The sequence below is a fragment of the Streptococcus sp. 20925_1_77 genome (assembly GCF_041432125.1).
Classification (GTDB): domain Bacteria; phylum Bacillota; class Bacilli; order Lactobacillales; family Streptococcaceae; genus Streptococcus.
Map to the genome: position 1 here is coordinate 1 of NZ_JAPVZB010000003.1, position 25,840 is coordinate 25,840.

Below are 25,840 nucleotides of genomic sequence, written 5' to 3' on the forward strand. Positions count from 1 at the left end.
TTTCATATAGATCATCCCTGTACAGGATTGCTCGGAAAGTTCAACAAAGCCCAGGGATTGGTAAAAGGCTAGATTTTTCTCGCTACGTTCAGTGGCAAGGAGCCGTTGATAGACATTTGGGAAGGTCGCTAAAGCCTCTTTTAAGAGTTTCTTTCCAATGCCTTGGCGCTGGTGATCTGGTCTTACCAAAAGGTCCTGCACAAAAATAACCGAGTGGCCATCACCTACCAAGCGAATGTAGGCGACGAGCTCTTTCTCATCATAGACGGCCAACTGCCAGAGACTAGCTTTGACAGCTTGTTCCAGCATGGTTGGATTGTTGGTATAATTGGTCCAACCCACCGAGCTGTAGAGTGCGAGTAGGTCTGTCATCGCTGGAATTTCTTTTTTATAATCTAACATCTTAACTCCTTTTTAACCGATAGTGCTGGAAGAAGGCGATATCCCGGTAAGGGGACTCTTGGCAAACAGCTAGCTCCATCTTGAGCATAGACTCTCGCCAGCCTTCTTGGTCCTTGAAACGATTGTCCTGCAAGGCATAAAAGACACGGATCCCTTGGTAGTCCTGAACTTCGAGGGCTAGATCGTCGACTGCTCTATCTAGATCATAGGCCTGTGCCAAGCCCATGGAGTGGGTTTCCAGGTCTTGACCGGCTAAGAGATCAAGGGCCTTTTGAGTATCATTTTCAAAGACGACTGTCTGCAGAACGCGGCCAACCTCATTGTGCTTGACGATAGAGAGCAGGCCTCCTGGTTTTAAGAGACGGGTGAATTCCTTGAGAACATCCTTGCGATCCTCCACATACTCCAAGACATTGTGGCAAAGGATGACATCAAAACTGGCATCTTCAAAGCTCTCTATCTGCTCCAGACTTCCGACGAATTGCTGGTAGGGATGGTCCTGGGCCCGCAAAGCCACCATTTCCCCATTAGGCTCCACAGCTAGGACTTCATTGTCTTGCGCCAGGTGGTTGGCCACCAGGCCAAAGCCACTGCCAAAATCAAGCACTCGCTTTCCCTTGATGTCCTTCAATTGTTCAAAAAGTATATCATAATAGATCTGTCCCCAGGGTTGCCGGAGGTTTTCTAAATAGGCTTGAATATTTGCGGCCATCTGGTTCCTCCTATTTGAAATTGAACATCTTACTGGCTAGCTTGTCTGAGATGCGAGGGAAAAGGGTATAGAGCTTGTGGGTCAGGTTCAAGAGCCAAGGCAAATTGAGCTCGCGTTTTGCTTTTCCAAAGTTCTTCACGATCTTCTTGGCTACAAAGTCGGGTTCCAAAATGTAGCGGTCCACAGCTTTGACATAGCTTCCGTCTGGGTCTGCCTGATCAAAGAAAGTGGTCCGGATAGGGCCTGGATTGACCGTCGTCACATGGACACCAAAGGGCATCAGTTCTAACCGCAGGGCATTCGAGAAGCCAATGGCCGCAAACTTGGTGGCCGAATAAAGGCTGGATTTGGCTGTTGCAACGAGACCCGCCATGCTGACGATGTTGACGATGTGCCCCTTGCCTGCTTCCTTCATGTGCGCACCCATCAAGCGTGAAAGCTGCATGAGGGCAAAGGTATTGACTTCAAACATTTCCTGCACCTGCTGGTCAGAAATGCGATCAAAGGCCTCAAAAATCCCATAGCCTGCGTTGTTGACCAAGATATCAATCTGCCCGTAGCGCTGATAGAGCTCTTCTACCAAATCTTGGACGGCTGAGGAATCAGTGATATCGATCCCGATGCATTCAGCTTGAGGATGACTGGCATAGAGTTGTTCCAGTTTTTCTTGATTTCTACCTAGGAGAATAAGCCGATCTTCAGGGAGGAGCTTGACCATTTCTTGGGCCAAGCCTCCACTTGCTCCTGTTATGAGAATAGTTCGCATCTTAGATCTCCACTTCTTCCAAATCTTTGACGACATAGACATTTTCAAAAATGGTGGACGCATCCTTGCGCAATTGGCTGATGTCTTTTGATAAGAAGCGAGCACTGATGTGGTTTAAAAGAAGGCGCTTGGCTCCAGCTTCACGCGCCACTTCTGCTGCCTGCATATTGGTCGAGTGGCCGTGTTTACGAGCAATCTTCTCATCGCCCTTACCATAGGTGGACTCATGGACGAGGACATCTGCATTGACCCCGAGGCGGACGCTGGCATCAGTCTTTCTGGTATCTCCAAGGATCGTGATAATCTTACCAGGCCGAGGGGCTGAAATATAATCCGCTGCAATGATCTTAGTCCCATCTTCCAGGGTGACATCTTGGCCATTTTTGACCTGACCAAAGAGCGGTCCAAAGGGAACACCCGCTGCCTTCAGCTTATCTGCGTCCAGCGTCCCTTCGAGGTCTTTTTGCATGATCCGGTAACCCACACAGAAAATGGTGTGGTCCAAAGCCTCCGCATAAACCGTGAATTTATCAGTTTCTAAAATCTTACCTAGAGAATGTTCATCGAATTCATGAAAATGGATGCGGTAAGGTAGCCGAGAGCCTGATACACGAAGACTAGTCATCACAAAGGATTTGATTCCTACTGGTCCATAGATATCCAGATCCGTCTGCTCTTCATTGGCCTGAAAGGCCCGACTAGAGAGGAAACCTGGCAAACCAAAAATATGGTCTCCGTGTAAGTGAGTGATAAAGATCTTGCTAACCTTTCGCGGACGAATGGTCGTTTCTAAAATTTGATTCTGTGTCGCTTCGCCACAATCAAAGAGCCAGACTTCATTAATCTCGTCCAGCAATTTGAGCGCTAGGCTCGATACATTACGGGCTTTTGAGGGTTGCCCAGCTCCCGTTCCTAAAAATTGAATGTCCATTGTCTACTTTCTATCTATATAAATCATGGCCGTCCGGTTCTCTGAACGGAAAGAAAGGTTGCCTGGGTAGGCTTGCGCTAGCTCGAGGAGCTCTTCTTGGTTATATCCTGACAGTTTCAAGCGTCCATCTTCCAAGGTCATCAAGTCAGTCAGGGCTGAGAGGGCCTCTGTTTCAGTGACCACTTCTGGTTCAGCCTCTTGCAGACAGATCTTGCCATCTGTTTCAAAGACCAAACAATGTGGAAAGATCTCTGCAATTTCGAATAAAATCGAAGAGGTGATATCCTCTGCTGGATGTTCAGCAAAGACACAGGCTAGCTCTTCATTTGCGTAGGCCAAGCCATAAGACTTACCTGATAAGTTGAGGCGGATAAAAGGTTTCCGTTCATCAAAGCTTTGCTGAACTGTGAATAAGTCAAATGCCCGGCTCAAGTCCAAGAAATAATCCATGGCCTCCTTGGGGCTCTTCTTTTGGTAGAGCTCAGCGAAATAAGCGTTGATCACACTTGGCGGAGGTGTAATCACACGGAGACGCAATTCCTCAGGGATCGTGCTTAAAAGATTGGTCAGATAGACCCGATCGAGGCTGGTATAACCTCCATATTTTATTGCTAAATCAACGTAATCCGTCATAAAATTCTTCCAACTTCCACTTATTTTTCTCTGCGATATAGCCTTGAATGACCTCGACATCCTCTTCAAATTCGCGCTGGTCAATGATCGCAACTGTTTCTAGATCATGTGTCCGATAAGATTTTGAAAAGGGAACGCGAATGGTAAAGGGAACAAAGAGTTCTCTCAGTTTTTCTAGAAGCAAAGCCTGGAGATCTTCACGGGCTGTCTCAGAGCGCGCTGAAATCAAGCTAAAAGGTGTCTGGGTTGGTGTAAAGTCTGCTACTTTATCTGCTTTGTTGTAAAGCGTCAAACGAGGGATCTCCAACATATCCAGGTCCTTCATGATCGAAAGCACGGTCTTTTCATGCTCCTCGTGATTAGGATCAGATGCATCGATGACATGGACCAGAAGGTCTACATTCTTACTTTCTTCCAAGGTCGACTTAAAGCTCGATACCAGCTCTGTTGGTAGATCTTGGATAAAGCCAACCGTATCGGTCAGCGTCACTTGCAGATTGCCTGTTAGGTGGATGCTCTTGGTTGTGGCATCCAAGGTCGCAAAGAGTTCATCGGCTTCATACTGGCTCTTACTGGTCAGCTGATTCATAATGGTCGACTTTCCAGCATTGGTATAGCCGATCAAACCAATCTTAAAGACAGGTGATTCCAAGCGTTTTTCACGAAGGGTTTCCCGGTTCTTTTCAACTGCCTTGAGCTGTCGCTCGATATCGGTGATTTGATTGCGAACGCTCCGGCGGTTCAACTCCAACTGACTTTCCCCTGGACCACGAGAACCAATTCCCCCAGCTTGACGGCTGAGCATGATTCCTTGACCGACAAGGCGTGGCAAAAGGTATTTGAGCTGGGCCAAGTGTACCTGCAACTTCCCTTCATGACTCCTAGCCCGCATAGCAAAGATATCTAAAATCAGCTGCATCCGGTCAATGACCTTGACCCCAAGGATTTCTTCTAAGTTGACATTTTGACGCGGGGTCAGGCGATTATTGACCACCACGGTCGTAATCTCATCTGCTTCGACCATTTGAGCGATTTCTTCTAGTTTTCCTGAGCCGACAAAGGTCTTGGTGTCGTATTTCTCCCGCTTTTGTGTATAGGAACCCCGGACATCTCCACCGGCTGTTTTAGCCAGGCTCGCCAACTCCTCCATAGACATGTCAAAATTGTCCATGCCTTGAAGTTCCACACCGACCAAAAGGATGCGTTCTTGTTTTTTTTCTGTTTCAATCATGCTGTAAAAACTCCTTTACATCTGCAAGAACCTGCTCCTTGAAGTGGGGGGCAGAAATGGCGTAAAAGGTCACTTCCATTCGATTTCGAAACCAAGTCAGCTGGCGTTTGGCAAAACGACGCGTATTGCGCTTGAGGATCTCACTAGCTTCCTCTAGGCTCTGCACTCCCTTAAAGTAAGGAAAGAGTTCCTTGTAGCCAATGCCTTTAGCTGCCTGAACCTCCGGATGGTCATCATAGAGCCACCGGGCTTCATCCAGCAAGCCTTCCTCTAGCATGCGATCTACTCGGCGATTGATGCGCTCATAGATCAAGGACCGTTCATCATCTAGACAGATGAGATAGGGTTCATAATCGGTCTCTTCGTTTGTGAGGTCCTGCCCAAAATGCGCAATTTCAAGAGCCCGCATGGCCCGACGGCGATTGAGCTGAGGAATCACAAGTCCTTGCTCCGCCACTCTTTGGTACAAGTCTTCATCCGACAGCAAGTCCAATTGAGCGCGATAGGCCAGAATCTCTTCATGAGGAACTTCACCACCTAGATGATAACCTTCGAGCAAACTTTGGATGTAAAGGCCCGTCCCACCTGCAATGATAGGAAGCTTGCCTCGAGCTGTGATCTCCTCAATTGCAGTCTTAGCTTCTCTTACAAAATCAAAAGCCGAGTAAGACTCGGTCACCTCCCGGACATCGATCAAATGATGGGGAGCTGCTGCTTGCTCTTCTGGTGTAGCCTTGGCTGTTCCAATATCTAGCTTGCGATAGACTTGTTGACTATCGCCACTGATAATTTCACCATTGAGGGCTTGCGCTAAATCGATCGCAAGAGCTGTCTTTCCAACAGCAGTCGGTCCCACAATCACAATTATCTTGGTTTTCATCGTTTTTCCTTGCAAAATTCACGTTTTTTCGTTACCATATATTATAACATAAATATTTAAAGTTCAGAAAAGGAGAAATTCTCATGGCTAAAGGATTTGGTAAAGGTTTTGTTACTGGTGTTGCTGGTACAGTTGCTGCTGTCGCAGGTGCAGTTTACACATTCAAGAAGAAAGTAATCGAACCAGAAGAACAAAAAGCAGCTTTCATCGAAGAAAACCGCAAAAAAGCAGCACGTCGCCGTGTCTCACACTAATCATTCAAAAAGCTCCGGGCAACCGGAGCTTTTTTTGCTGAAGAAAAAGTCCATTTTGGAAAATTTTCTCTTATTGGTAGGGTTTGTCACGATATGCTAACACAAGTTATGCTAAAAGAATTAGAATGATATATATTATGTTTATTCAAACATATACTGAAACTTTCCGCCGCGAGAAAAGTGCTAGAAACACTATGGTTTCTAGCACTCGGTAGTTTTGAAACTTTAGGTTCAAAACTAAGTCATGGAACTTCTTCGAAGTTCGCTGACGTCCGTACTCACCTAAGGAAAGTTTCTATGATGACGATTGTCTTCAATCTAAAAGCCCCGGGAAACCGGAGCTTTTAGATTGAAATTTCACCGCTCTTTGATCATCTTCGTTGCGATCTCCAAGAGTTCCACTCCCATCTGAAAATGCTCGTCTAACAAATCATAGACAGCATCTTCGGACAAGACACCACAAGGTAGATCTGTTGGAAAGTCAGCTTGATTGGACAAGTCCAAATCATCAAAATAGACCTGACTACTATAATAATCGCGCAGTTGGATATAGCTTTCTTGATGCTCTCTTAGCTGATCCACTGCTTTTTTAGTTTCTTCCAAAGTCTTGGCATAGTCATTCAAATAACCTTCCATTCTTTGGATGCGTTCGATATTTTCCTGTGCAATTGACATGATTTACTCCACTTTCACCACTTCTAGATGGGGGCCGCCTAGAAGCACGAGGTATTTTTCTACTTGCTCTTTGCCATAAGAACGACGAAGAGCTTCTGCATAGAGATCGAGCTGATCCCGGTAGCGTTCGACCAATTGACTAGGAACCTTGTAGTGATCCGTCTTATAATCAAAGAGCAAGATCCGGTCTTCTAGCACCACGTAACCATCCAAGATCCCCCGCACGACAAAGTCCTCACCACTAGCTGGATCTTTCTTCAGCATGGCAAAGGGAGCTTCGCGCCGAACTCGAGAGGCCTCTTTTTGAAGCAAGGTACCCAAAGGGGTATCATAGAAAGTAAGGATGGCCTCTAGCTTGATGCGGGCTTTGACCGCTGGCTCCGCTTGAACTTGCTCCAAGGCTTGATGCAGCGTATCCAGCGTGATTTCTTCTCCAAGAGACACGCGCTGCATGAGTTCATGGACAGCACTACCGACCTGGGCTCCTGTCACGGCTTTTTCTTGACCAAAAGTTGGCAGCTCAAAGTCAGGCGCAACTAGCTTTGCATCCATGATTTGGACGCCATTGGCATCCATGACCGGCTCGTAGAACTTCTTGATCTGACTTGGAGTACGAACACTTGGTAAATGAATGGCCGGAGCATAGAGCTGATTGAGCCGATCAACATTTTCCAAGATATCCAAGGCTCGACGAATATCCTCTGACTGACGGACATCCTTGAGCTGATCAAGGCTGGAATCCTTCTCTTTCTCTAGTGGTTCCAGCTGGTCTGGTGTCAGGTCTTCATCTGTCACAAAACGCGTGTCATAGGCCAGGGTATTCTTGGTAAATACATCTTGAATAGCAAAGAGCCAGTCCTGATAAGAGGTCCATGCTTTTCGTTTTTCCGGATCCAACTTGCCATTGCGACTAGTCCCCCAATCGGTATCACGCAGTTTGTCCTCGCGGCCTTTTCCGACTAGATAGAGCTTGATCTCAGCCCGTGTCATAGCGACATAAAGAAGACGCATCTGCTCAGAAATTGTAGCCAATTTTGTTTCTTCCACATTGCGTTGGTAGCAAGGCGTTTCGACCTGCAGGCGAATGGTTTCAGGAGCAGCTGGATTCTCTGTCTCAACCGGCAGGTTCGCAACATATTTAAAGCCAATCCCTTTTTGACGACTGAGAATAATTGGCCCCGATTGATCCTTACGGTTAAAAGCCTTGTCCATATTGAGAATAAAGACATACTTGAATTCCAGCCCCTTACTCTTATGGACGGTCATGAGCTGGACGGCATCTTTTGGAGCCGCAAGAGGTACGCTAGCCAAATCGTGTTCATTTTCGATCACCTTGTCGATCATGGCAATGAAGCGCGACAAGCCCTTAAAGCTGGCCTTCTCATAATCATTGGCCCGAAGCGTCAAGGCATAGAGATTGGCCTGGCGCTGGGCCCCATTTGGAAGGGCGCCGACATAGTCATAGTAATAGCGATCCTCATAGATTTTCCACAGCAAATCATAGAGCGAATGGGTCTTGGCAGCAGCTCTCCAAGTAGATAAAACCTTGAGGAAGTTCTCGATTTTAGCTGAGAGCTTGGCATCAATCAGATTTGCATGCTCTGCAGTCTTTTCAAGGGCTAACTGGACCTTGTGGTAGAAGGCCACTTGCTTTTGCTCTGGAAGGGTCTGCAAGGAAATCCGTGCCAATTCATCTTCATCAAAGTCAAACATGGGTGATTTCATGAGAGCAACCAAGGGATAATCATGCAAGGGATTGTTAATGGTCCGCAAGGTATCCAACATGACCATCACTTCCAGTGACTCAAGATAATGCGCCTGTCCGCTATCTGCCACAATCGGAATATGGTACTGGTCAAAAGCTTCCAGAATCGCATCATTTCGCGTTCGAGTCGCAGTCAAGAGCGTGATCTCTTTAAAGGGCACTTTTTCTACCCGATGGAGACGTAAAATTTCTTTGATGACCAGGAGAATTTCTCCCTTGGAAATCGTCTCTACTCCAAGAGGAGCTTCCTCGTCTTCGGTCTTTTCTTCCTGGTCTTGGGAGCCATCATAAAGCAAAAATTCTGCCCGATGTTGTGGCAAGGCCATCCGCTGCTTGTCGCTTCCTGCGACCAGATAGTGGGTTTGATTGTAGTCAATCTCGCCCACCTCTTCGTCCATCAAATGGCGAAAGACATCATTGGTCGCGTCCAATACTTCCACATGACTCCGGAAATTTTCCTTGAGGAGGATCAACCTCCCTTTCGCCCCTTCTTCTTGGTAGGCTTTAAATTTATCATTGAAAATCTGTGGATCTGCCTGACGGAAGCGATAAATCGATTGCTTGATATCCCCCACCATGAAGCGATTGTGGCCATTTGACAGCAAGTCCAACATCCGCTCTTGGGTGTGATTGGTATCCTGATACTCATCGACCATAACCTCATGATAACGCTCTTGAAAGGCTTGTCTCACCTCTGGGAATTGCTCTAAAATTTGAATCGCAAAATGACTGATATCCCCAAATTCATAAGCTTTTTCTTGGATTTTTCGCTCTAGATAAGCGCGAGCGAAGTCTCTGATAAAGTCCCGCAACAAGGAGAGCATGGGGCCTTCTTCTTGGTGGAAGGTTTGTTGAAATTCCAGCTGATAGAGCTGATTTTCCAAGTCTCTGAGGCGATTGATATGTATGGTTTTGTCTTGGTTATAGGCTGTGACTAGGTCTTTTAGCTCTTCTTTTCGGGCTCTGTTGGTCAAGGCTCCCCCATTTGAAGCCCGACTAATCGCCACGACCGCCTTTAGGACAGAGGTCAGTTGCTCTTTATTGACACTACCTGTCAGGCTTCCAATCTGATCGAGCACCTCTTCGACAGCTTCCAAATATTTGGCCTTGCCAAATGCTTGGCCCTCATTGGACAAATGAAAGGCAAAAAAGCTTTCTGCCTCATAAAGGGCCTGCTGGATGCTCTCCATCAGATCGCCTTCAACCTGTTCAAAATCAGTCTCCTCATAACCTTTTAGGAAATGCTCTTCCAGCCATTTCTCCGGATCACTAGTCGACTGAAGAAAGTCATAGATCTGGTAGATCTGTTCTTTAAACAAGGTTAAATTTTTGCGCTGTCCCGTGAAATTCTTGACCATCTGCACAAAGGCTTCTTGGTTTTCCCCCTGGTAATAGCGGTCAAAAACAGCCTGAAAGACTTCATTTTGTAAGAGGCGTTGCTCACTAGCGTTTTGTAAAATGCGAAACTGGGGTGCCAACCCAAGCAAATAGCCATAGCGCGTTAGGACCTTTTGGGTAAAAGAGTCCATGGTTCCGATATCGCTGGTGGCGACATCTGTAATTTGACGGGCCAGGTGTTGCTTGAGCTCTGGATCATCGCTCGCTTGCAGGGCTTTTCCAAGTTCACTTTCCAAACGCTCCTTGAGCTCACCTGCTGCCTTGACCGTAAAGGTCGAAATAAAGAGCTCCTTAATCGAAATGCCACGCTGTATCTGATCCAAAATCCTTTGCACCATGACAAAGGTCTTTCCTGATCCAGCAGAGGCTGACACCAAGATATTGGTCCCCGAACTATAGATGGCATCGATCTGTTCTGGTGTTCGCTTTTGCTCTTTGGTAGAAGCTGCCTCTTGGGCCTGAAGGGCCTTGATTTCTTCTCTTGTCAAAAATGCTTGTTTGATCATTTGTTCAAGACCTCCTTCATCTTCTCGATCCAAGCGGCTTTCACTTTTTCACCGCGTATGCCTTTTTGGTCTAGTTTGGTCAAGAACCGTGCCTGACCTAGGTGACGATCGGCTTCAAATCCTGTGATAGATTTAAACTGCTCCACGAATGGTGCGATATTGCGCCCATTTTCGCTATAGGGATTGATGGCAAATTGCCCCTTGAGGATCCCTTCTGCTGCTGTTTTATAAAGATAAGCGTTGTACAAGAGGAGCAAGTCCAGTTCTTCCTTACTCAGCATCATAGCCTTGTTCTTATCATAGGCCTCTCCCAGATAAGGCGCCTGATCTGCCATAAAGAGCCCCTTGTACTGTTGACTTTTCATGGTTTGGTTGATGGCATCCTCTACTGTCTTGGTCTTTTTCAGATCCACTACAGGATCTCCCATTTCCAAATACATGGCTCCGAAAATCCCCTGCTCCTCTTGGTACTCCTTCAAATCCTGAATCGCAGAAAGATAGGTTGGCAATTGAGAATTCAGTCCATTAAAGAACTTGTCATAGTGGAACTGCGTCAGACTGGACTTGTAGTCCACGACTCCGAGGGCTCCCTGATCCCTCAATTGATCAATGCGATCCACCTTGCCTCGTAGCTGCAGGAGACGGCCATCGGACAATGGATAAGAGGTATGGGTGCTTCCGCCAAAGAGGGTCTCCTCACCGATGGTCTCGATCCCATTTTGCTGGGCGAGGACACGCCCTGTCTTTTTCGCGGTATCAAGAAGCAAGTTGCGAATAAACTCGGTCTCTCCATTTTCTCCATACAATTGCTGGAACTCTGCTTCTTGGCTGGTTTCTCGAATCGCCTCGTTTAAACGCCGATCAAACGCTTGATCGGAGCTATCTTTTAAGACTTTTTCAAAGATCCGGTGCAAGAAATTCCCATGACTGCGAGCATCTGGCCGGATGGTTTCGTCTTCTTGTAAGCCCAAGACATAGCGCAGATAAAAGGCATACTGGTGCTTGTAGTATTCATTCAAGGCAGAAGCGGATAAGGTCAAGGCTTTGCCCTCTGGATAGAGCGCTTGAAGCGTATCCGACTGAAGCTGACGGCTCTTTAATTCCGTTGAAATTTGAGGAATCTGGATGCTTTCAGCGGCTAATTTCTTGCGCAAGACCCGTACGGCCACACCCCAAAAGCTGGCTTCTTCAGGAGACAACTCACTCGTAATTTCTTCTTGATGGAGTTCGATCACGCGCGCTAGGAGGGCCCGGTAGGTCCCGATATCATCACTCGAGGCTTGGGCTTGTTTGGTCGTCCACTCGATGGCAATAGGTTTCTTGGTCAATTCGACAAGGTAAGGAGAGACACTATCTTCCATTTCATTGACCAAGCTAGGGGCCGATAGGACCAGTTGGTTGGTCGCCGCATTGAGAAGCGAAACTGCCACAAAGCGATTTTTCTTGAGATTTTCACTGGTCACCACCTGGAGCTCTGCTCCTTCTTGGGTGGACTCATTGAGCTGCTGGCGCTCTTCTTCACTGAGTAGAGAGGTGTTCTGAGCAATCTTTGGAAAACGCTCCTGGGTCAGCCCGATCGCGTAGACATAAGGCGCTGTCAAGGGTTCAATCAAGTCATAGGACTGAACGGTCACCACATCGACCGTAGCAGGAACTGTCCGATATTGAGATAATTGCATCCCCGATAAGAGGAGGGCCAAAAAGTCATCCACTGTCAGCTCTTGGTCCTCAAAGACCAGGTTCAACTCCTCTAAGACATGGAGAAAGGCCTTCCAGACCTGATCATAGCGCTCCTGCTCCTCCAAGGCTAGATCCTTGATCAAAGCTTGTAGATTCTGAGAAAGCTGGGCCTCTTGCAGAAACTCTGTAAAGGCGGTTAAGAGTTGGGTCACCTTTTGTTTGCGCTGTGAAAAGAAAGGGACTAGAGGTTCTACGACGCGTTCCCGGAGGTCATTGAGTGCTTCCAGATCAAACTTGCCCTGACGATTGCTAGTAAAAGGCTTGTGAAATTTTGTAGCGCCCTTTACTTCCGCAAAGCGAAGGTATTGCTCAAAAGCATCGACTTCTTCTTGCGTCAGATCACTATACAGACCCGTTTTTAACAGATTGATGACGTCTTCCGTCTGGTAATTGAACTGCTTGATCCGCCCTAGCGATTCAATGACCTGAATCAAGGGATGGTGGACCATGGCCTCACTTCGTCCCAAGTAAAAGGGGATCTGATACTGGTCAAAAATGGTCTTGAGCTGCAGTTGATAAGCTTCTACATCGCCTAACAAGACCCGAATATCCCGATAGCGGGCCCCATCATGAAGACGCTGACGGATAGATTTGGCGACAAATTCCAACTCTTCTTTTTGCGTATTGGTCTGCCAGAGTTGAACCGCTGTTCGATCTTGGTCCCCTAACTCATCTTCCACTTGTGAAAAATCGTAGCGCGCTTCTAGCATGCGGGTAATGCGACTAAAAGAGTCTTCGAGTGCTTGCCCACAATACTGAGGCTGTACCTCAAAAGTCTTTGCCAGCTGAAGGAGAAAGTCAACACTAGCCTGGTAAAGATTGCCCTCTCTAAAGCTTGCTCGATAGGCTTTTTCACTGGCATAGACCCCAATGACAATCTCCACTCCTTTTCTATGAAGGAGACTAATCAAGGCCTCTTCTTCCGCAGAAAAACGCGTGAAGCCATCGACAACGATCGCTACATCCTTTAATTGCTCTTCCAAGTGTCCTTCTTCAACCTGATTGAGGAAAAAGGCAATCTTGGACTGGGATTCATACTGATGCTTGACCAGCATCTCAGAGACCGCTTCAAAAATCGCCAATAGGTCCTCTCTTTTTTCAGCTTCCTCGAGCAACTCTAAATCGGTAAAATCCATCTGGGCTGTCTGCAATTCATGATAGAGCTGGACCAGTTGCTGGATAAACTGAGGATCCTTGCGCAGGGCCCCGTAAGCTTTGAGATCCTGCTCCTTCATGTGGGAAAGAGCTTTAAAAAATAGCATACCTAGACCGATGTCATCCAAGGGTTGCTCCTCAAAAACCTGATTCAGGATGAAATAACGGGCCATTTGGGCAAAGCGCGTGACGGTAATGGCAAAAGAAGCCTGACCTTCTATATAGGACAAGACCTTGGCTTCTTTTTCAAAGGAAAGAGAGTTGGGCGCAATGTAAAACACACGCTTGCCCTGTTCTACTAACCCTACGGCTTCTTGTGTCAGGACCTGGGTCAAGGGGGTCCGAACATCCGTATAGAGTAATTTCATCCGATCCGTTCTCCTTTTGGCATTTTCTTGAGAGCTTGTTATCTTCTTATTATATCATTTTCACAGGAGGGACTAAAGCAAGAAGTCATGCTCCTCTAGGCCCAATATTAGGAGATTTATGCTACAATAAAAGTTGAAGAGACAGAAAGGATACCACCTATGACCAGCATTTATGATTTTTCTTTAGAAAACCAGAATGGGGAGGAGATTCCCCTTTCCCACTACCAAGGCAAGGTCCTCATCGTGGTCAATACAGCAACAGGCTGTGGCTTGACCCCGCAATACCAAGGACTGCAAGATCTCTACCAGCGCTACCAGGAAAAGGGGCTGGAAATCCTAGACATCCCCTGTAACCAATTCATGGGGCAGGCACCAGGAACGGCAGAAGAAATCAATAGCTTCTGCAGCCTCAACTACCAGACCACCTTCCCACGATTCGCTAAAGCCAAGGTCAATGGTAAAGAAGCCCTTCCTCTCTATGACTGGCTCAAAAGCCAAGCAGCCGGGCCACTGGGCAAACGCATCGAATGGAACTTCGCAAAATTTGTCATCGACCGACAAGGCCAAGTCGCCCAACGCTTCTCCTCCAAAACAGAACCAGCTGCCATGAAAGACTTGATCCAAGAATTACTTGAGAAATAAGCAAAAAGCCTGAGCCAACGCTCAAGCTTTTTTTCTTTAATCAATTTCAAGTCCACCGGTGTACAAGCGGTAATAGGTGCCACGTTCTGCCATCAAGGAAGCATGGTTGCCTCGCTCGATGATGCGTCCGTGGTCCATCACCATGATGACATCGGAATTGACAATTGTCGATAGACGGTGGGCAATGACAAAGACTGTCCGACCTTCCATCAAGCGGTCCATCCCTTCTTGCACCATCTTCTCTGTCCGTGAGTCAATCGAAGACGTCGCTTCGTCCAGAATCAAGACTGGCGCATTGGCAAGGGCTGCACGGGCAATGGCGATCAATTGTCGTTGACCATTTGATAGGCCAGCCCCATCATCCGTCAAGACTGTCTCATAGCCCTGATCCAAGTGCTTAACAAAGGAATCCACATTGGCAATCCGAGCTGCTTCAAGGATTTCTTCCCGTGTTGCATCAGCACGGCCATAAGCGATGTTTTCCGCAATCGTACCAGTGAATAAGTGGGTATCTTGAAGAACGATTCCGAGGGAACGACGCAGAGAATCTTTCTCAATCAATTTAATATCGATCCCATCATAGGTGATCATTCCTGACTGGATGTCATAGAAGCGGTTGATCAAGTTGGTGATGGTTGTCTTTCCTGCACCAGTCGCTCCGACAAAGGCCACTTTTTGACCCTTATCCGCGTACAAATTGATGCCATGAAGGATTTGTTTCTTCCCATCATAAGAGAAATCAACATCATCAAAGACCACATTTCCGACCATCTTGACAAGCTGGTAATCCCCATTTGGACGTGGGTGTTTCCAAGCCCATTTGTTGGTTTTCTGATCCGTTTCGACCATTTCTCCATCGACCAGTTCATAATTGACCAGCGTCACTTTTCCTTGGTCGACTTCTTCTTCTTCATCCAAGAGATCAAAGACACGATCTCCACCAGCCAAGGCCATGAGGACAAAGTTCAATTGTTGAGAGACCTGGGCAATGGGACCTGTGAAGGAACGGTTCAATTGCAGAAAGGCCATGAGACCACCAATGGTTAAACCACCGACGCCGTTTAGCGCAAAGAGTCCACCGATCAAGGCTGTCAGAACAAAGGAAACATTTCCCAAGTTCCCAAGAATCGGCATGAGGACATTGGCATAGCGGTTGGCTTGGTAAGAGGATTCAAAGAGTTGGTCATTGATCCGATCAAAATCTTCAATGCTTTCTCTTTCATGCACAAAGGCCTTGACCACTTTTTGACCAGACATCATTTCTTCAATAAAGCCGTTCTCAATCCCCAAGTTCTTTTGTTGGGCCCCAAAGTAACGACCTGATTTACCAGAAACATCCTTGATGATAAAGACCATGACGATAACCATGAAAAGAACAATCAAAAACAGGAGTGGACTAACCGTCAGCATGGTAATCGTTACCCCAAGGATGGTAATCGCTGAGGATAGAAGTTGAGGAATGGATTGTTCAATCGCTTGGCGAAGGGCATCAATATCATTGGTATAGATAGACATGATGTCCCCGTGTTGGTGGGTATCAAAGTAACGTACCGGCAGTTTTTGCATGCGAGCAAACAACTGATTTCGAAGACTTCTAAGTGAGTCTTGTGAAACGGTCGCCATGATCAAGGTAAAGCCATAGTTGGCAAGTACCCCGATCAAACAGATCAAACCAACCCGTGTCAAGAAGGACAAGAGCGGTCCGAAATCATGGCTGTTTGACGTTAACATGGGCTCCACATAGACGTCGACCAAGGACTGAATCGAAGCTGTTACATTGACCGTCGCAAGAGACGATAGAATGATTAAGATAAAGGAAACAATCAAGGATACCTTGTAGTTTTTCCAAAGGAAGTCGAGCAGGCGAAGGATAGAGCCTAGATTTGCTTTTTTCTTAGTTTTCATCTGCTTCTCCTTTCCCTTGTGTTTGCATTTCATATACTTCTTGGTAGATGGCATTGGTCGCAAGCAATTCCTCGTGACGACCGATCGCATCGATTTGGCCATCATTCATCACGATGATGCGATCTGCATCTTGAATAGAGGAAATCCGTTGACCAATGATGATTTTGGTAGTCTCTTTCAAGCTGGTTGCCAATCCTTGACGGATCAAACTATCTGTCTTGGTGTCGACCGCTGAAGTCGAATCATCCAAGATCAAGATCTTCGGATTCATGAGAAGAGCACGCGCAATACAGAGACGCTGGCGTTGCCCACCAGAGACGTTGGATCCCCCACGTTCAATCATGGTGTCATAACCCTCTTTGAAATCTTGAATAAATTCATCGGCTTGCGCAATTTTACAAGCTGCGATGATCTCTTCATCTGTCGCATCCTTATTTCCCCAGCGCATATTTTCTTTAATCGTACCAGAGAAAAGGACATTGGTCTGAAGAACCATGGCCACTTGCTTACGAAGGGAATCAAGATCGTATTCTTTGACATCGTGGCCTGCTACTGTCACCCGACCAGACTCGACATCATAGAGACGAGGAATCAACTGAACCAAGCTTGATTTCCCTGATCCTGTTCCTCCCAAGATACCAATTACTTCCCCTGAACGAATGGAAAGATTAATCCCTTGTAAGACATGGGTCTTGTCGCCATTTTCATCGGTATAAGCAAAGGTCACATCCTCAAAGTTGATCGAACCATCAGCGACATCTTTGATCCCATTTTCTGGAGAGTCAATCGTCGTTTTGGTCGTCAAGACTTCATTGATCCGCTCGACAGAGGCCATGGAAATCGACAACATGACAAAGATCATCATAAACATCATGAGCGACATGAGAATGGTCATGGTGTAGCTAAACATAGAAGTCAGATTCCCAGTGGAGAGTTGGCCACCAACGATCAGATGAGCCCCAATCCAAGAGATCAAAAGGAAAGAAGCATACATGGAAAGCATCATAGCTGGGCTACTCAAGACAACGACACGGATAGCCTTCATAAACATGTTATAAATCCGGCGTGAAGCTTTTTTGAATTTAACGGTTTCATCTGCTTCCTTAACGTAGGACTTCACCACTCGCATATTGGTGATGTTTTCCTGAATGCTGTTGTTGAGATTGTCATAAGCTTCAAATACTTCTGTAAAGAGCGGATACACAATCTTCATAATGATGCTTAAGACCGCTGCCAAAAAGATGGTCACATAGACAAAGATCATGGCCATTTCCGGATTGATCAAGAAACAAGCCACAATGGCAAAGATCAAATTGAGCGGTGCCCGCACACAGATCCGGATCACCATTTGATAAGCATTTTGCACATTGGTCACATCCGTCATCATCCGAGTAACCAGACCACCAGATGAGAACTGATCAATATTCTCAAATGAGAAGGTTTGAACCTTTTTGAAAATAGCCCGACGAAGGTTTTTGGCAAAACCAGCCGATGCATAGGCGCCATAACGGGCAGACTGCATCCCACAAAAGAGGGAGAGAAAGGCACAGACCAGCATGAGCCCACCGTAAAACAAAATATTGTTCATGTTTCTTTGTTGAACACCCTGGTCCAAAAGACTCGCCATGACAAAGGGAATCGAAATCTCAAACATGACTTCAAAGACCATGAACAAGGAAGCCAAAATCGAGGGCTTCTTAAATTCTTTGATCTCGGAAATTAAGGATCGAATCATTATTACCTCCAATGTTATTCATACTTTTTCTTGCGGTAGAAGCAAATCTTATTTCCACCGAAAATAGGTCAAAACACACAAAATTCCCTGAGGGAAAGACCCTAGGGATTACGCGTTTTTTATAGTCTTCATTGTAACCTAAATTGCAAAAAAATGCAAGATTTTTAGACAGCATCCGTTTTTCTGTTTATCTAGTACAAAAGAGGCTGGGACAAAAGTCCTAGCCTCTCAATTGTTTTTGATTGTCGAGCAAGACGCAGTGGCTGAGTGGGCTCTACTACGCTGATTTTATCAGCTTTTACAGGCCTACTCAACTGTGCGGAGGTGGGACGACGAAATCGAATTCTAACGAATTACCAATTTCTGTCCCACTCTCTTTTTTATTTATTCAGCTAAGAGCACTTCTTTGATGGTTTGCTTTTGGAGTTTTCTGTTGGATAGATAAAAGAGGCTTTCATAAACCACCACAAAACCTATTAAAGTCCAAAAGCACACATTCCCATCAAAGTGATGCTCAATCTTTTCAGGAACCGTGTCTTTGATCACACCGATCAAAATTTCCATGATGCCATATTGATAAGCTGTCCCAAGAACAAATCCTAAATAAGCCCAAAAACGATAGGGAGCGAGAATATGACTTTGGCATTCACGATCGGTGTAGCCAAAAGCCTTCATAAGAGCCAAGGTTTCCCGACTTTCAGAGACAACAATTCCCAATGACAAAAAGAGAATCGAGAAAGAAAGGATCAAACCAATCATAATCATCATGGTTTGGATGATATCATCTGTGTAATCCCTGAGGCCAAAGGACAATTGAACCATGGCCGCAAAACACATGGAGCCAAAGACTACAAAAAACAAGATAGATTTTCTTCCCCAAATCAGTGACGAAGCTAGCTCTTTTAAGAAGTCTTTCTCTTTATTAGGAGCCCTCTTTCTCCTTTGGACCTTGATTGGTGTTGGAGATTTTTTCAATAAGCGAAGCGCTGGCGTTTGTAGTTGTCTTCCAGCATAACCAATCGCGAGAACCATAAAGAAGATCGTTGGTAGCATCACCAAGGCAAGCAAGAGCTGCCAATGAAAGTGAATGGTAATTTCTGGCAAAATCCCCTTCTCATTACGGAAGTCGTAAAAATGCCCCATCATGAGAAATGAAGCGAAATAGCCAAGAAGCGCTCCAGCTCCAAAACTGAGCCCGAAGGCCCAAAACCGTTTAGCTAACTGGCCATTGCTGTATCCCAAAGCCTTTAAAATCCCTAATTGTTCCTTGTGGTCATCAACAAATTGTTTGATATAAAAACACATGAGAAGGACCGACGTCAAGGACAAGACAACCCCACTGACCATGGCCACCATCCAGGAAAGCGAAACCTGGGCATCATAGTAGGTCTGCATCATGGGATTGGTTTTCGAAATCTCCAACTGCTCGATATCCAGGTAAAAATTCAAGAAGAGATTGGCCACAAAGACCGCACAAACCCCAATGATACTGACGACAACTAATTTACGAATATCTTTTACTGAAAACATGGCTTACCATCCAATCTCATAAGCAGTCTGAGGTTGATCATTGGTCTCAACTTCTGTAATCTTGCCACTATTGACACGGATAATAGTTCTGGCCATATCCGCAATATTTTGGTTGTGCGTCACCATGACGAGGGTAAAGCCCAGCTTTTCCTTCAGTTTCCAGATATAGTCGAGAATCTTTCGCCCTGTTTCTTCATCCAGGGCGCCCGTCGGCTCATCTAAGAAAAGAATCTCTGGCTTTTTGGCCAAGGCCCGAGCAATGGAGACTCTCTGCTGTTCTCCACCAGACAATTCACTCGGATACTTGTCCAGCTTATCGCCAAGCCCCAAATCCTCGATGATCTGCAAAAAATCATGATTGTTTGCCAGATCAGCTCCCATCTTTACATTCTGTCTAACCGTTAGATTCGGCAATAGATAATACTGCTGGAAAATAAAGGCAATCTTCTCCCGTCTAAAGGCTGTCAATTGAGCATCCGTGAGTTGAGACAAATCTTGTCCTTGAATGAGGATATGCCCTTCGTCCACCTTTTCTAAGCCTGATAACACATTTAAGAGAGTTGATTTCCCCGATCCAGAAGGGCCGAGGATAACCACATCATCCTGGTCTTGAATCTGCAAATCAATCCCTTTTAAAACCTTAGTTTGGCCGTAACTTTTGTGCACATTTTCTAGTTGAATCATTTCTTTCCTACCATTTCTTTGATGAGAGATTGACAAACCTCTGTCAGTAATCCAATCACTTCTTCCATGCCGAACTGATAAATACCAGAAGCAACCATAGAGGCCATCCCGTGTGAGTAAATAAATAGATGCTGGTACAAGCGACTAGCTTCCTCTACAGTCAAAGGATAGTCTGCAACAATCGAATCCAGAACCAATTGGTAACTATGATCCTTCATGGGAAGAAAATCTTGAAAGCGACGAATCGGATCTTTGCTAGGATTTTGGAAAAGCAATTGAAAGAGTTGTGGCTCTTTTGAGGCGAAAAGGATATAAGCAACCCCGACAGATCGAAAAGGTTTCTCATCTTCTAAGGCCTTGCGAATATACTCCACCACGACCATCTCCGCAGCACCAATAACCTCTGCTTGTAACTCAGCCATATTAGCAAATTGCCCAAAAATGACTCTCGGTGTAGCTCCCAGTTTCTCCGCTAAGGCTCTAGCCGTCAAACTAGCCATTCCCTCTTCTTTCACCAATTGTAAAGCTGTCCCAATGATAGCCTCTTTACTATATTTAACCTTGGGTGGCATAAGACTCCTTTCGCGCAACATCCGTTGCGCAACACTTGTTGCATAAAAGAATACCATAAAAAAGAAAGACTTGTCAAGAAAAATCTGAAAATCACAAAACAAAAAACCAGACCACCGATAAGAGTGAAATCTGGTTTACTAACAAGATTCTAAGGCAAATCATTTCCTGCAGCCAAGTAGATTTGGTACCATTCCTTGCGGGTCAAATTCACCTCTGCTGCTTTCCCTGCTTCAAGGACATGCTGTGGCTTGGTTGTTCTGATGACCGCCTGCATCTTACCAGGATAGCGGAGGACCCAGGCAAGGGCGATAGCTGTAGGTGTGACCTGGTATTTTTTCGCTAAGTCATTGAGGACATGATTGAGAGCTGCAAACTCTTCCTTGCCGACAAAATTCCCCTTGAAATAGCCATGCTGTAGGACAGACCAAGCTTGAATCACCGTATCGGTTAAGCGACAATACTCAAAGACACTGCCATCTCGCACGGCTGCTTTTGGCCCTTCCATGTTGACATGAAAACCAGCTTCAAAGCTCGGTGTAAAGGCTGCACTCAACTGCAGCTGGTTGACCTTGAGAGGTTGTTTGACAGCCGTCTTAAGCAATTCCATCATCATGGGATTTTGATTGGACACCCCAAAATGACGGACCTTGCCCGCTTGCTCCAAGTGATCAAAAGCTTCCGCCACTTCTTCCGGTTCCATGAGGGCATCCGGTCGGTGAAGGAGGAGGCTATCTAAGCGCTCGATCTGCAGACGCTCGAGAATGCCATCGACAGAGCCCAAAATATAGTCCTTGGAAAAATCAAAATAGGTAAAGCCGTCTTTGCGAATCCCACACTTGGACTGGATCCACATCTGGTCCCGAAGATCCGGACGACGCTTGAGAACCTTCCCCAGCAGGACCTCACACTGGCCATCGCCATAGATATCTGCTAGATCAAAAGTGTTGATCCCAATCGACAAGGCCGCCTCCACCAAGGCCTCCACCTCGTCTTCACTCATCTGACTGATCCGCATCATCCCAAGGACAATCGTGGACAGATGCTCATTTTCAGCAAACTCAATATAGTTCATGTCCGCCTCCTTTCTGTAGTTCTATTGTATTGAAAAGGGTTGCAAAAGTCAATGTGAAATCAAAAAGCCCCCAGCTATAACTGAGAGCTTGTTTGATTAGCGATAGCTGAGAGCACGTTTGATGGTCTTCCACGGTCCGAGGTCATCGGTCTGGAGGATTAAGCTCGCGTAGATACGGGCAATAAGCACTGTTCCCACGATGGTAAAGAGGACCGCAATTCCCAATGAAGCCCAAGATTCAAGACCAGTTGCATAGCCATTGATGGTACGGAAAGGCATAAAGAAGGTTGAGATGAAAGGAATGTACGAACCGATCTTCAATAAGAAGACATCACCGGCACTTCCCAAGGTGGTTACCCCAAGGAAGCTAAAGATAACTAACATCATTAGTGGCGAAATCGCTTTTCCTGAATCTTCAGGTCGTGCAACTGTTGAGCCTAAGAAGGCAGAGAGCACTACATACATAAAGATGCCAAGGATAATGAAGAAGACGGTATTGAGCGAGATCGCCTCTGCAAGGTGTTGGGTAATCGGAGAGTTTGGAGCGAGAATATCCTTGACAACTGGGATATCTGCTCTAAAGATCCAAACAGCTACTAACCCAACGACATAGACAAAAATATGGGTAAAAATCACTCCGAAGAGTCCGAGCATGCGTGCGAAGAAATAGTCGGTTGCTTTGATACTAGAGAAGACCACTTCCATGATCTTGGTTCCCTTTTCACTGGCCACTTCTTGGGCTGTGATACTAGAGTAGAAGATCAAAATCATATAAAGCAGCATTCCCAGACCACCTGCAACCATGGTTTGCACCATTTTCAAGCCTTCTTTTTTCTCGTCAATTTTTTCTTTGAGAGAAACCTGTTGAGACAAGGCTGTCAGCTGCTCTTTGCTTAGATTAGCACGCGCTAGATTGATTCCTTGTTGGACTTGGCTTAATTTCGCAGCGACAAGGGTTTTCAATTCTGTTTTCATGGCTTGGTCGCCCACATAAGTAGCTTCTAGCTGACCATCTTTTTCATCGACCGTTAGGTAAGCAGCTGCTTTCTCATCCTTGATAGCTTTTTTAGCTGCAGCTTCATCCTTGTAGTCCAAGGTCAAGCCATCAGTTCCTTTGAGACTTTCTTTGACAGCTGGAACTTCTGTCACCAAGGCCACCTGGTTTTTGGCATCTGTAGAAGAACCTGTCAGATAACCGATTCCAATGCTCAATCCTAAAAAGAGGAAGGGACCGAAGACCATGAAGAGGAAACTCCATGATTTCACTTGTCTGATATAGGTTTCTTTCATTACGACAAACATCTGTTTCATACTTCTACTCCTGATTCAAGTTTAAAGATCTCATCAATAGTTGGGGCTTGGTGGTCAAAGGTCGCAAGGTAGTGGCCCTTGGTCAAGCGGTTAAATAATTCTGGACCAGCTGACGCATCATCCAAGATCAACTTCCAAGTCCCTTGCTTGGTCATGCTGACCTTGGTCACGTGTGGCAGAGCTTCTAGCTCTTCTTTGCTAAAGTCGTTAGAGACAAAGAGGCGGGTCTTGCCATAGCTATTCCGGACCTCTTGGACAGGCCCTGAAAGGACAACCGAACCATCACGGATCATTAGGATATCATCACACAACTCTTCGACGTTGGTCATGACGTGGTCAGAAAAGATAATGGTTGCCCCACGCTCTTTTTCTTCAAAGATGACCTGCTTGAGCACCTCTGTATTGACCGGATCCAATCCGCTAAATGGTTCATCTAATATGATCAATTTAGGCTCATGGATCAAAGTGATGATCAGTTGCACCTTCTGTTGGTTCCCTTTTGAGAGGCTCTTGATTTTATCAGTCAATTTCCCTTTTACTTGGAGTTTTTCCATCCAAATCGGTAATTTTTCCTTGACCTCGGCGGTGCTCATTCCTTTTAAGGCAGCCAAATAGCGGACCTGCTCAAAAATCGTAAGTTTTGGCATAAGACTGCGCTCTTCAGGCAAATAGCCAATTTCCTTGTAAGTCTCTTGTGTAATGGGTTTGCCACCTAGGCGAATCTCGCCGCTGTAGTCCAAAAAGCGCAGGATGCTGTGGAAAATAGTTGTTTTCCCGGCACCATTTTTCCCAACTAAGCCAAGGATATGCCCTTGTTGAGCTGTCAGATCTACTCCGAAGAGAACCTGCTTATTCCCAAAGCTTTTTTCTAAATGTCTAATTTCTAACATAGATGACTCCTTTACTCTTTATAATAACGTTTGGTAATTTTGTATTGTGAAATAAGGATATAAATATAGAGAATGGATACGACGAACAAAGCTAAGAGGATATCCGTTTTGAAGGCAACCCCAATGAGGAGGAGAGCAAGGAGAAGGCTCGGCAAGATATAATTGCTTAACTTAACCACCACTTCGAAATTTTCCTCGTAGCTAATCTGCTTTTCTGCTTCATCCATCATACTCATCATAAATTCACGCATTTCCTTGGCATCGGCATTGCGGGGAATCGGTTTCCCGTAAACCAAGTTAAAGGTCTTACGATAGAAGATACTCACTAGGAAAAATAGGACAATCAAAGCAAGAAAAAGATAGAGCATGGTAAAAGGTCCAAAGATAAAGGCCGTAGGTTTATCCAAATACATCAATTGAATATAAAAGATGATAACGAAAAAGTAGGGCAAGATCATGATGCCTTTAAAGATGGTCGCTAACCCATACAGTTTTTCCTTCTGGATGTCATAGTGATAGGCTTCATCATCGTCTTCTATTTGGAGCAACTTGTAATGAAGTTTTCTTACCCGCATCAATAAAGCCATCGTGATCAGAAACACGACCAGGAAAAAAACTACTGAGCCCAAAAGAAGCAGCTCTTTACTAAAGAAGGATTGGATTTCCAGGGGCTTTTCGGATCCAAACATTCCTGTCAAAAATCCGATAACTCCTCCTATCAAGCCGGAAACCGTAATGATTCCGACATTTCTCCAAAAACGGTAACGATCAGATCGTTCTTGTTGTTGCTTTTTCATTTTTATTCTTCTCCCTCTACTAGACTAAAAACATTCTCCACCGGTTCCTTGAAAATCTGGGCGATGGTGATCGCAATGATAACCGATGGGGTGTATTCCCCACGCTCCAAGAGACTGATGGACTGGCGCGAGACTCCTGCTAGCTTGGCTAGCTCGGATTGGTTGAGACCATCACGCGCCCTCAGCTCTTTCAGTCGATTTTTTAATATCATAATGACTACCTCAATTGTTGAATTAATTCAACATCTTCAATACGAACTAATTTTGTCACCCCATGTTGTTTATCGGTCTCACGACTCAATTTGACCCAATCTTCATCAAAATCAACAATTTCCCACTTAGTTCCAAAACCATTTACAGTAACCGTGGCCGTTTGGCCTTTTAATTCTTCTAAAAGTCTAGACATGTCTTGATTTCCTTTCACTTGTTTTTCTAATCTTTTAATACGTTTGTTCAACTTTTTTATCTTCTTTTCTGTGCTTGCATAAATGATAACCAGAAAAGGGATAAATAGAATCCATATAGCTCCCATAAGAATATCTCCTCTTCTTTCAACTAAAAACATTGTAACACTTCTTTTTCTTTTTGACAAGTATATTTGTCAAAAAAATAAAAATATTTGTCAAAAATAGCAGGATTGTTGACATAGATATTTTGAGGTAAGAAATAAAAGGCCCGCATTTGCGCACCTTTTAACGATCCTTTTTCCATTGACAAGCTCTGTAAAAAATTTTTATAATATAGAAAATACGACTAAGGAGAACCTACATGACGATTCGTTTAGCGCAACCAAAAGATATTCCTGCTTTGATTGGTCTCTTAGAACAGATTCTTTCCGTTCACCACCAAGCTCGTCCCGATATTTTCAAGGAAAGTGGCGGAAAATATAGTGAAGAAGAGTTAGAACAGTTAATGGCACAAGATCAGACACCAATTTTCGTCTATGAAAATGCGGATGGCCAGATCCTAGGACATCTCTTCGTCACTATTAAAGAAGTCTCTGACAATCCTGTACTTCATCTGATAAAAACCCTCTTCATCGAGGACTTGTGTGTCGATCAAGCAACGCGTGGACAAAAAATCGGCGATCAACTTTATCAGTTTGCCCTTCGTTATGCCAAGGAAATCGGATGCTACAACATGACACTTAATGTCTGGAATGACAATGAAAGAGCCCTTCGCTTCTATCAAAGACAGGGAATGAAGCCTCAAGAAACTGTCATGGAAACCATCTTATAAAACTGATTAAAAAACCGTTGATGCATCTCATCAACGGTTTTTCCTA

Annotated in this window: 24 protein-coding genes; 3 read left to right on the forward strand and 21 right to left on the reverse strand. The window is 45.4% G+C overall.

The genetic code is table 11. The features are described 5' to 3' along the window. From O3626_RS02605 to miaA, 7 genes are all read right to left on the reverse strand, one after another. On the reverse strand, positions 1–402 hold a 402-nt coding region (locus O3626_RS02605; RefSeq protein ID WP_371495115.1), incomplete at its 3' end, for a GNAT family N-acetyltransferase. A 1-nt stretch (position 403) separates the two neighbouring features. After that, entirely contained in the window at positions 404–1,114 is a 711-nt protein-coding gene (locus O3626_RS02610; protein ID WP_371495117.1) for a methyltransferase domain-containing protein, read from the reverse strand. Between the two features lie 10 nt (positions 1,115–1,124). Further along, a complete protein-coding gene (locus tag O3626_RS02615) occupies positions 1,125–1,880 on the reverse strand; it encodes an SDR family oxidoreductase (protein ID WP_350007266.1) in 756 nt (251 codons plus the stop codon). Position 1,881: 1 nt separating this feature from the next. Next, the gene (gene rnz / locus O3626_RS02620; protein ID WP_049483030.1) at positions 1,882–2,811 is read right to left on the reverse strand and encodes a ribonuclease Z; all 930 of its coding nucleotides are present in this window, start codon (positions 2,809–2,811) and stop codon (positions 1,882–1,884) included. Positions 2,812–2,814: 3 nt separating this feature from the next. Further along, on the reverse strand, positions 2,815–3,444 hold the full coding sequence (locus O3626_RS02625) for a cystathionine beta-lyase (RefSeq protein WP_371495120.1): 630 nt from the start codon (positions 3,442–3,444) through the stop codon (positions 2,815–2,817). Continuing rightward, positions 3,428–4,675, reverse strand: a complete 1,248-nt coding sequence (gene hflX / locus O3626_RS02630) for a GTPase HflX (RefSeq protein WP_031576943.1) — start codon at positions 4,673–4,675, stop codon at positions 3,428–3,430. The genes O3626_RS02625 and hflX overlap by 17 nt, the downstream gene beginning before the upstream one ends. After that, on the reverse strand, positions 4,668–5,555 hold the full coding sequence (gene miaA / locus O3626_RS02635; protein WP_201088042.1) for a tRNA (adenosine(37)-N6)-dimethylallyltransferase MiaA: 888 nt from the start codon (positions 5,553–5,555) through the stop codon (positions 4,668–4,670). Before miaA ends, hflX begins: the two co-directional genes overlap by 8 nt. Positions 5,556–5,638: 83 nt before the next feature. On the opposite strand from miaA, the gene O3626_RS02640 reads away from it, so the two are divergent. Beyond that, positions 5,639–5,809 (forward strand): DUF3042 family protein, encoded by a 171-nt coding sequence (locus O3626_RS02640; RefSeq protein WP_003002781.1) that lies wholly within the window; start codon positions 5,639–5,641, stop codon positions 5,807–5,809. 357 nt (positions 5,810–6,166) lie between these two features. Here O3626_RS02640 and O3626_RS02645 read toward each other — a convergent pair whose 3' ends face one another. Genes O3626_RS02645 through rexB form a run of 3 tightly spaced genes read right to left on the reverse strand, consistent with a single transcriptional unit; the run spans position 6,167 to position 13,416 of the window. Beyond that, positions 6,167–6,484, reverse strand: coding sequence for a DUF4298 domain-containing protein (locus O3626_RS02645; protein WP_201088043.1), 318 nt, complete (start codon positions 6,482–6,484; stop codon positions 6,167–6,169). Between the two features lie 3 nt (positions 6,485–6,487). Continuing rightward, a complete protein-coding gene (addA, locus tag O3626_RS02650) occupies positions 6,488–10,153 on the reverse strand; it encodes a helicase-exonuclease AddAB subunit AddA (protein WP_371495123.1) in 3,666 nt (1,221 codons plus the stop codon). Continuing rightward, positions 10,150–13,416: an ATP-dependent nuclease subunit B gene (gene rexB / locus O3626_RS02655; RefSeq protein WP_371495125.1), complete on the reverse strand. Its 3,267-nt coding sequence runs from the start codon at positions 13,414–13,416 to the stop codon at positions 10,150–10,152. The genes addA and rexB overlap by 4 nt, the downstream gene beginning before the upstream one ends. 159 nt (positions 13,417–13,575) lie before the next feature. Here rexB and O3626_RS02660 point away from each other — a divergent pair, with 159 nt between their 5' ends. After that, the gene (locus tag O3626_RS02660) at positions 13,576–14,058 is read left to right on the forward strand and encodes a glutathione peroxidase (protein ID WP_371495127.1); all 483 of its coding nucleotides are present in this window, start codon (positions 13,576–13,578) and stop codon (positions 14,056–14,058) included. A 36-nt stretch (positions 14,059–14,094) separates the two neighbouring features. Here the strand turns inward: O3626_RS02660 and O3626_RS02665 are convergent, their stop codons facing one another. The 11 genes from O3626_RS02665 to O3626_RS02715 all read right to left on the reverse strand — a co-directional run bounded on the left by O3626_RS02665 (position 14,095) and on the right by O3626_RS02715 (position 25,087). Next, on the reverse strand, positions 14,095–15,963 hold the full coding sequence (locus O3626_RS02665; RefSeq protein ID WP_061590967.1) for an ABC transporter ATP-binding protein: 1,869 nt from the start codon (positions 15,961–15,963) through the stop codon (positions 14,095–14,097). Beyond that, entirely contained in the window at positions 15,953–17,698 is a 1,746-nt protein-coding gene (locus O3626_RS02670) for an ABC transporter ATP-binding protein (RefSeq protein ID WP_272144595.1), read from the reverse strand. The genes O3626_RS02665 and O3626_RS02670 overlap by 11 nt, the downstream gene beginning before the upstream one ends. A gap of 384 nt (positions 17,699–18,082) precedes the next feature. Then, complete coding sequence (locus O3626_RS02675) at positions 18,083–19,228, reverse strand: FtsX-like permease family protein (protein ID WP_155169488.1); 1,146 nt, start codon at positions 19,226–19,228, stop codon at positions 18,083–18,085. Positions 19,229–19,231: 3 nt separating this feature from the next. After that, positions 19,232–19,912 (reverse strand): ABC transporter ATP-binding protein, encoded by a 681-nt coding sequence (locus tag O3626_RS02680; RefSeq protein ID WP_155169486.1) that lies wholly within the window; start codon positions 19,910–19,912, stop codon positions 19,232–19,234. Then, positions 19,909–20,484, reverse strand: coding sequence for a TetR/AcrR family transcriptional regulator (locus tag O3626_RS02685; protein ID WP_155169484.1), 576 nt, complete (start codon positions 20,482–20,484; stop codon positions 19,909–19,911). Before O3626_RS02685 ends, O3626_RS02680 begins: the two co-directional genes overlap by 4 nt. Positions 20,485–20,633: 149 nt before the next feature. After that, positions 20,634–21,557, reverse strand: coding sequence for an aldo/keto reductase family oxidoreductase (locus O3626_RS02690; RefSeq protein WP_371495130.1), 924 nt, complete (start codon positions 21,555–21,557; stop codon positions 20,634–20,636). 96 nt (positions 21,558–21,653) lie between these two features. Beyond that, positions 21,654–22,868: an ABC transporter permease gene (locus tag O3626_RS02695; protein ID WP_371495132.1), complete on the reverse strand. Its 1,215-nt coding sequence runs from the start codon at positions 22,866–22,868 to the stop codon at positions 21,654–21,656. After that, the gene (locus O3626_RS02700) at positions 22,865–23,758 is read right to left on the reverse strand and encodes an ABC transporter ATP-binding protein (RefSeq protein ID WP_371495134.1); all 894 of its coding nucleotides are present in this window, start codon (positions 23,756–23,758) and stop codon (positions 22,865–22,867) included. The genes O3626_RS02695 and O3626_RS02700 overlap by 4 nt, the downstream gene beginning before the upstream one ends. Positions 23,759–23,769: 11 nt before the next feature. Beyond that, positions 23,770–24,555: a DUF3169 family protein gene (locus O3626_RS02705; RefSeq protein WP_371495137.1), complete on the reverse strand. Its 786-nt coding sequence runs from the start codon at positions 24,553–24,555 to the stop codon at positions 23,770–23,772. 2 nt (positions 24,556–24,557) lie between these two features. Beyond that, on the reverse strand, positions 24,558–24,767 hold the full coding sequence (locus O3626_RS02710) for a helix-turn-helix transcriptional regulator (protein WP_003002675.1): 210 nt from the start codon (positions 24,765–24,767) through the stop codon (positions 24,558–24,560). 5 nt (positions 24,768–24,772) lie between these two features. Continuing rightward, positions 24,773–25,087 (reverse strand): hypothetical protein, encoded by a 315-nt coding sequence (locus tag O3626_RS02715; protein WP_371495280.1) that lies wholly within the window; start codon positions 25,085–25,087, stop codon positions 24,773–24,775. A 236-nt stretch (positions 25,088–25,323) separates the two neighbouring features. Between O3626_RS02715 and O3626_RS02720 the strand changes: the two genes are divergently transcribed. Next, positions 25,324–25,794 (forward strand): N-acetyltransferase family protein, encoded by a 471-nt coding sequence (locus tag O3626_RS02720; RefSeq protein WP_371495141.1) that lies wholly within the window; start codon positions 25,324–25,326, stop codon positions 25,792–25,794. Positions 25,795–25,840 lie beyond the last annotated feature (46 nt).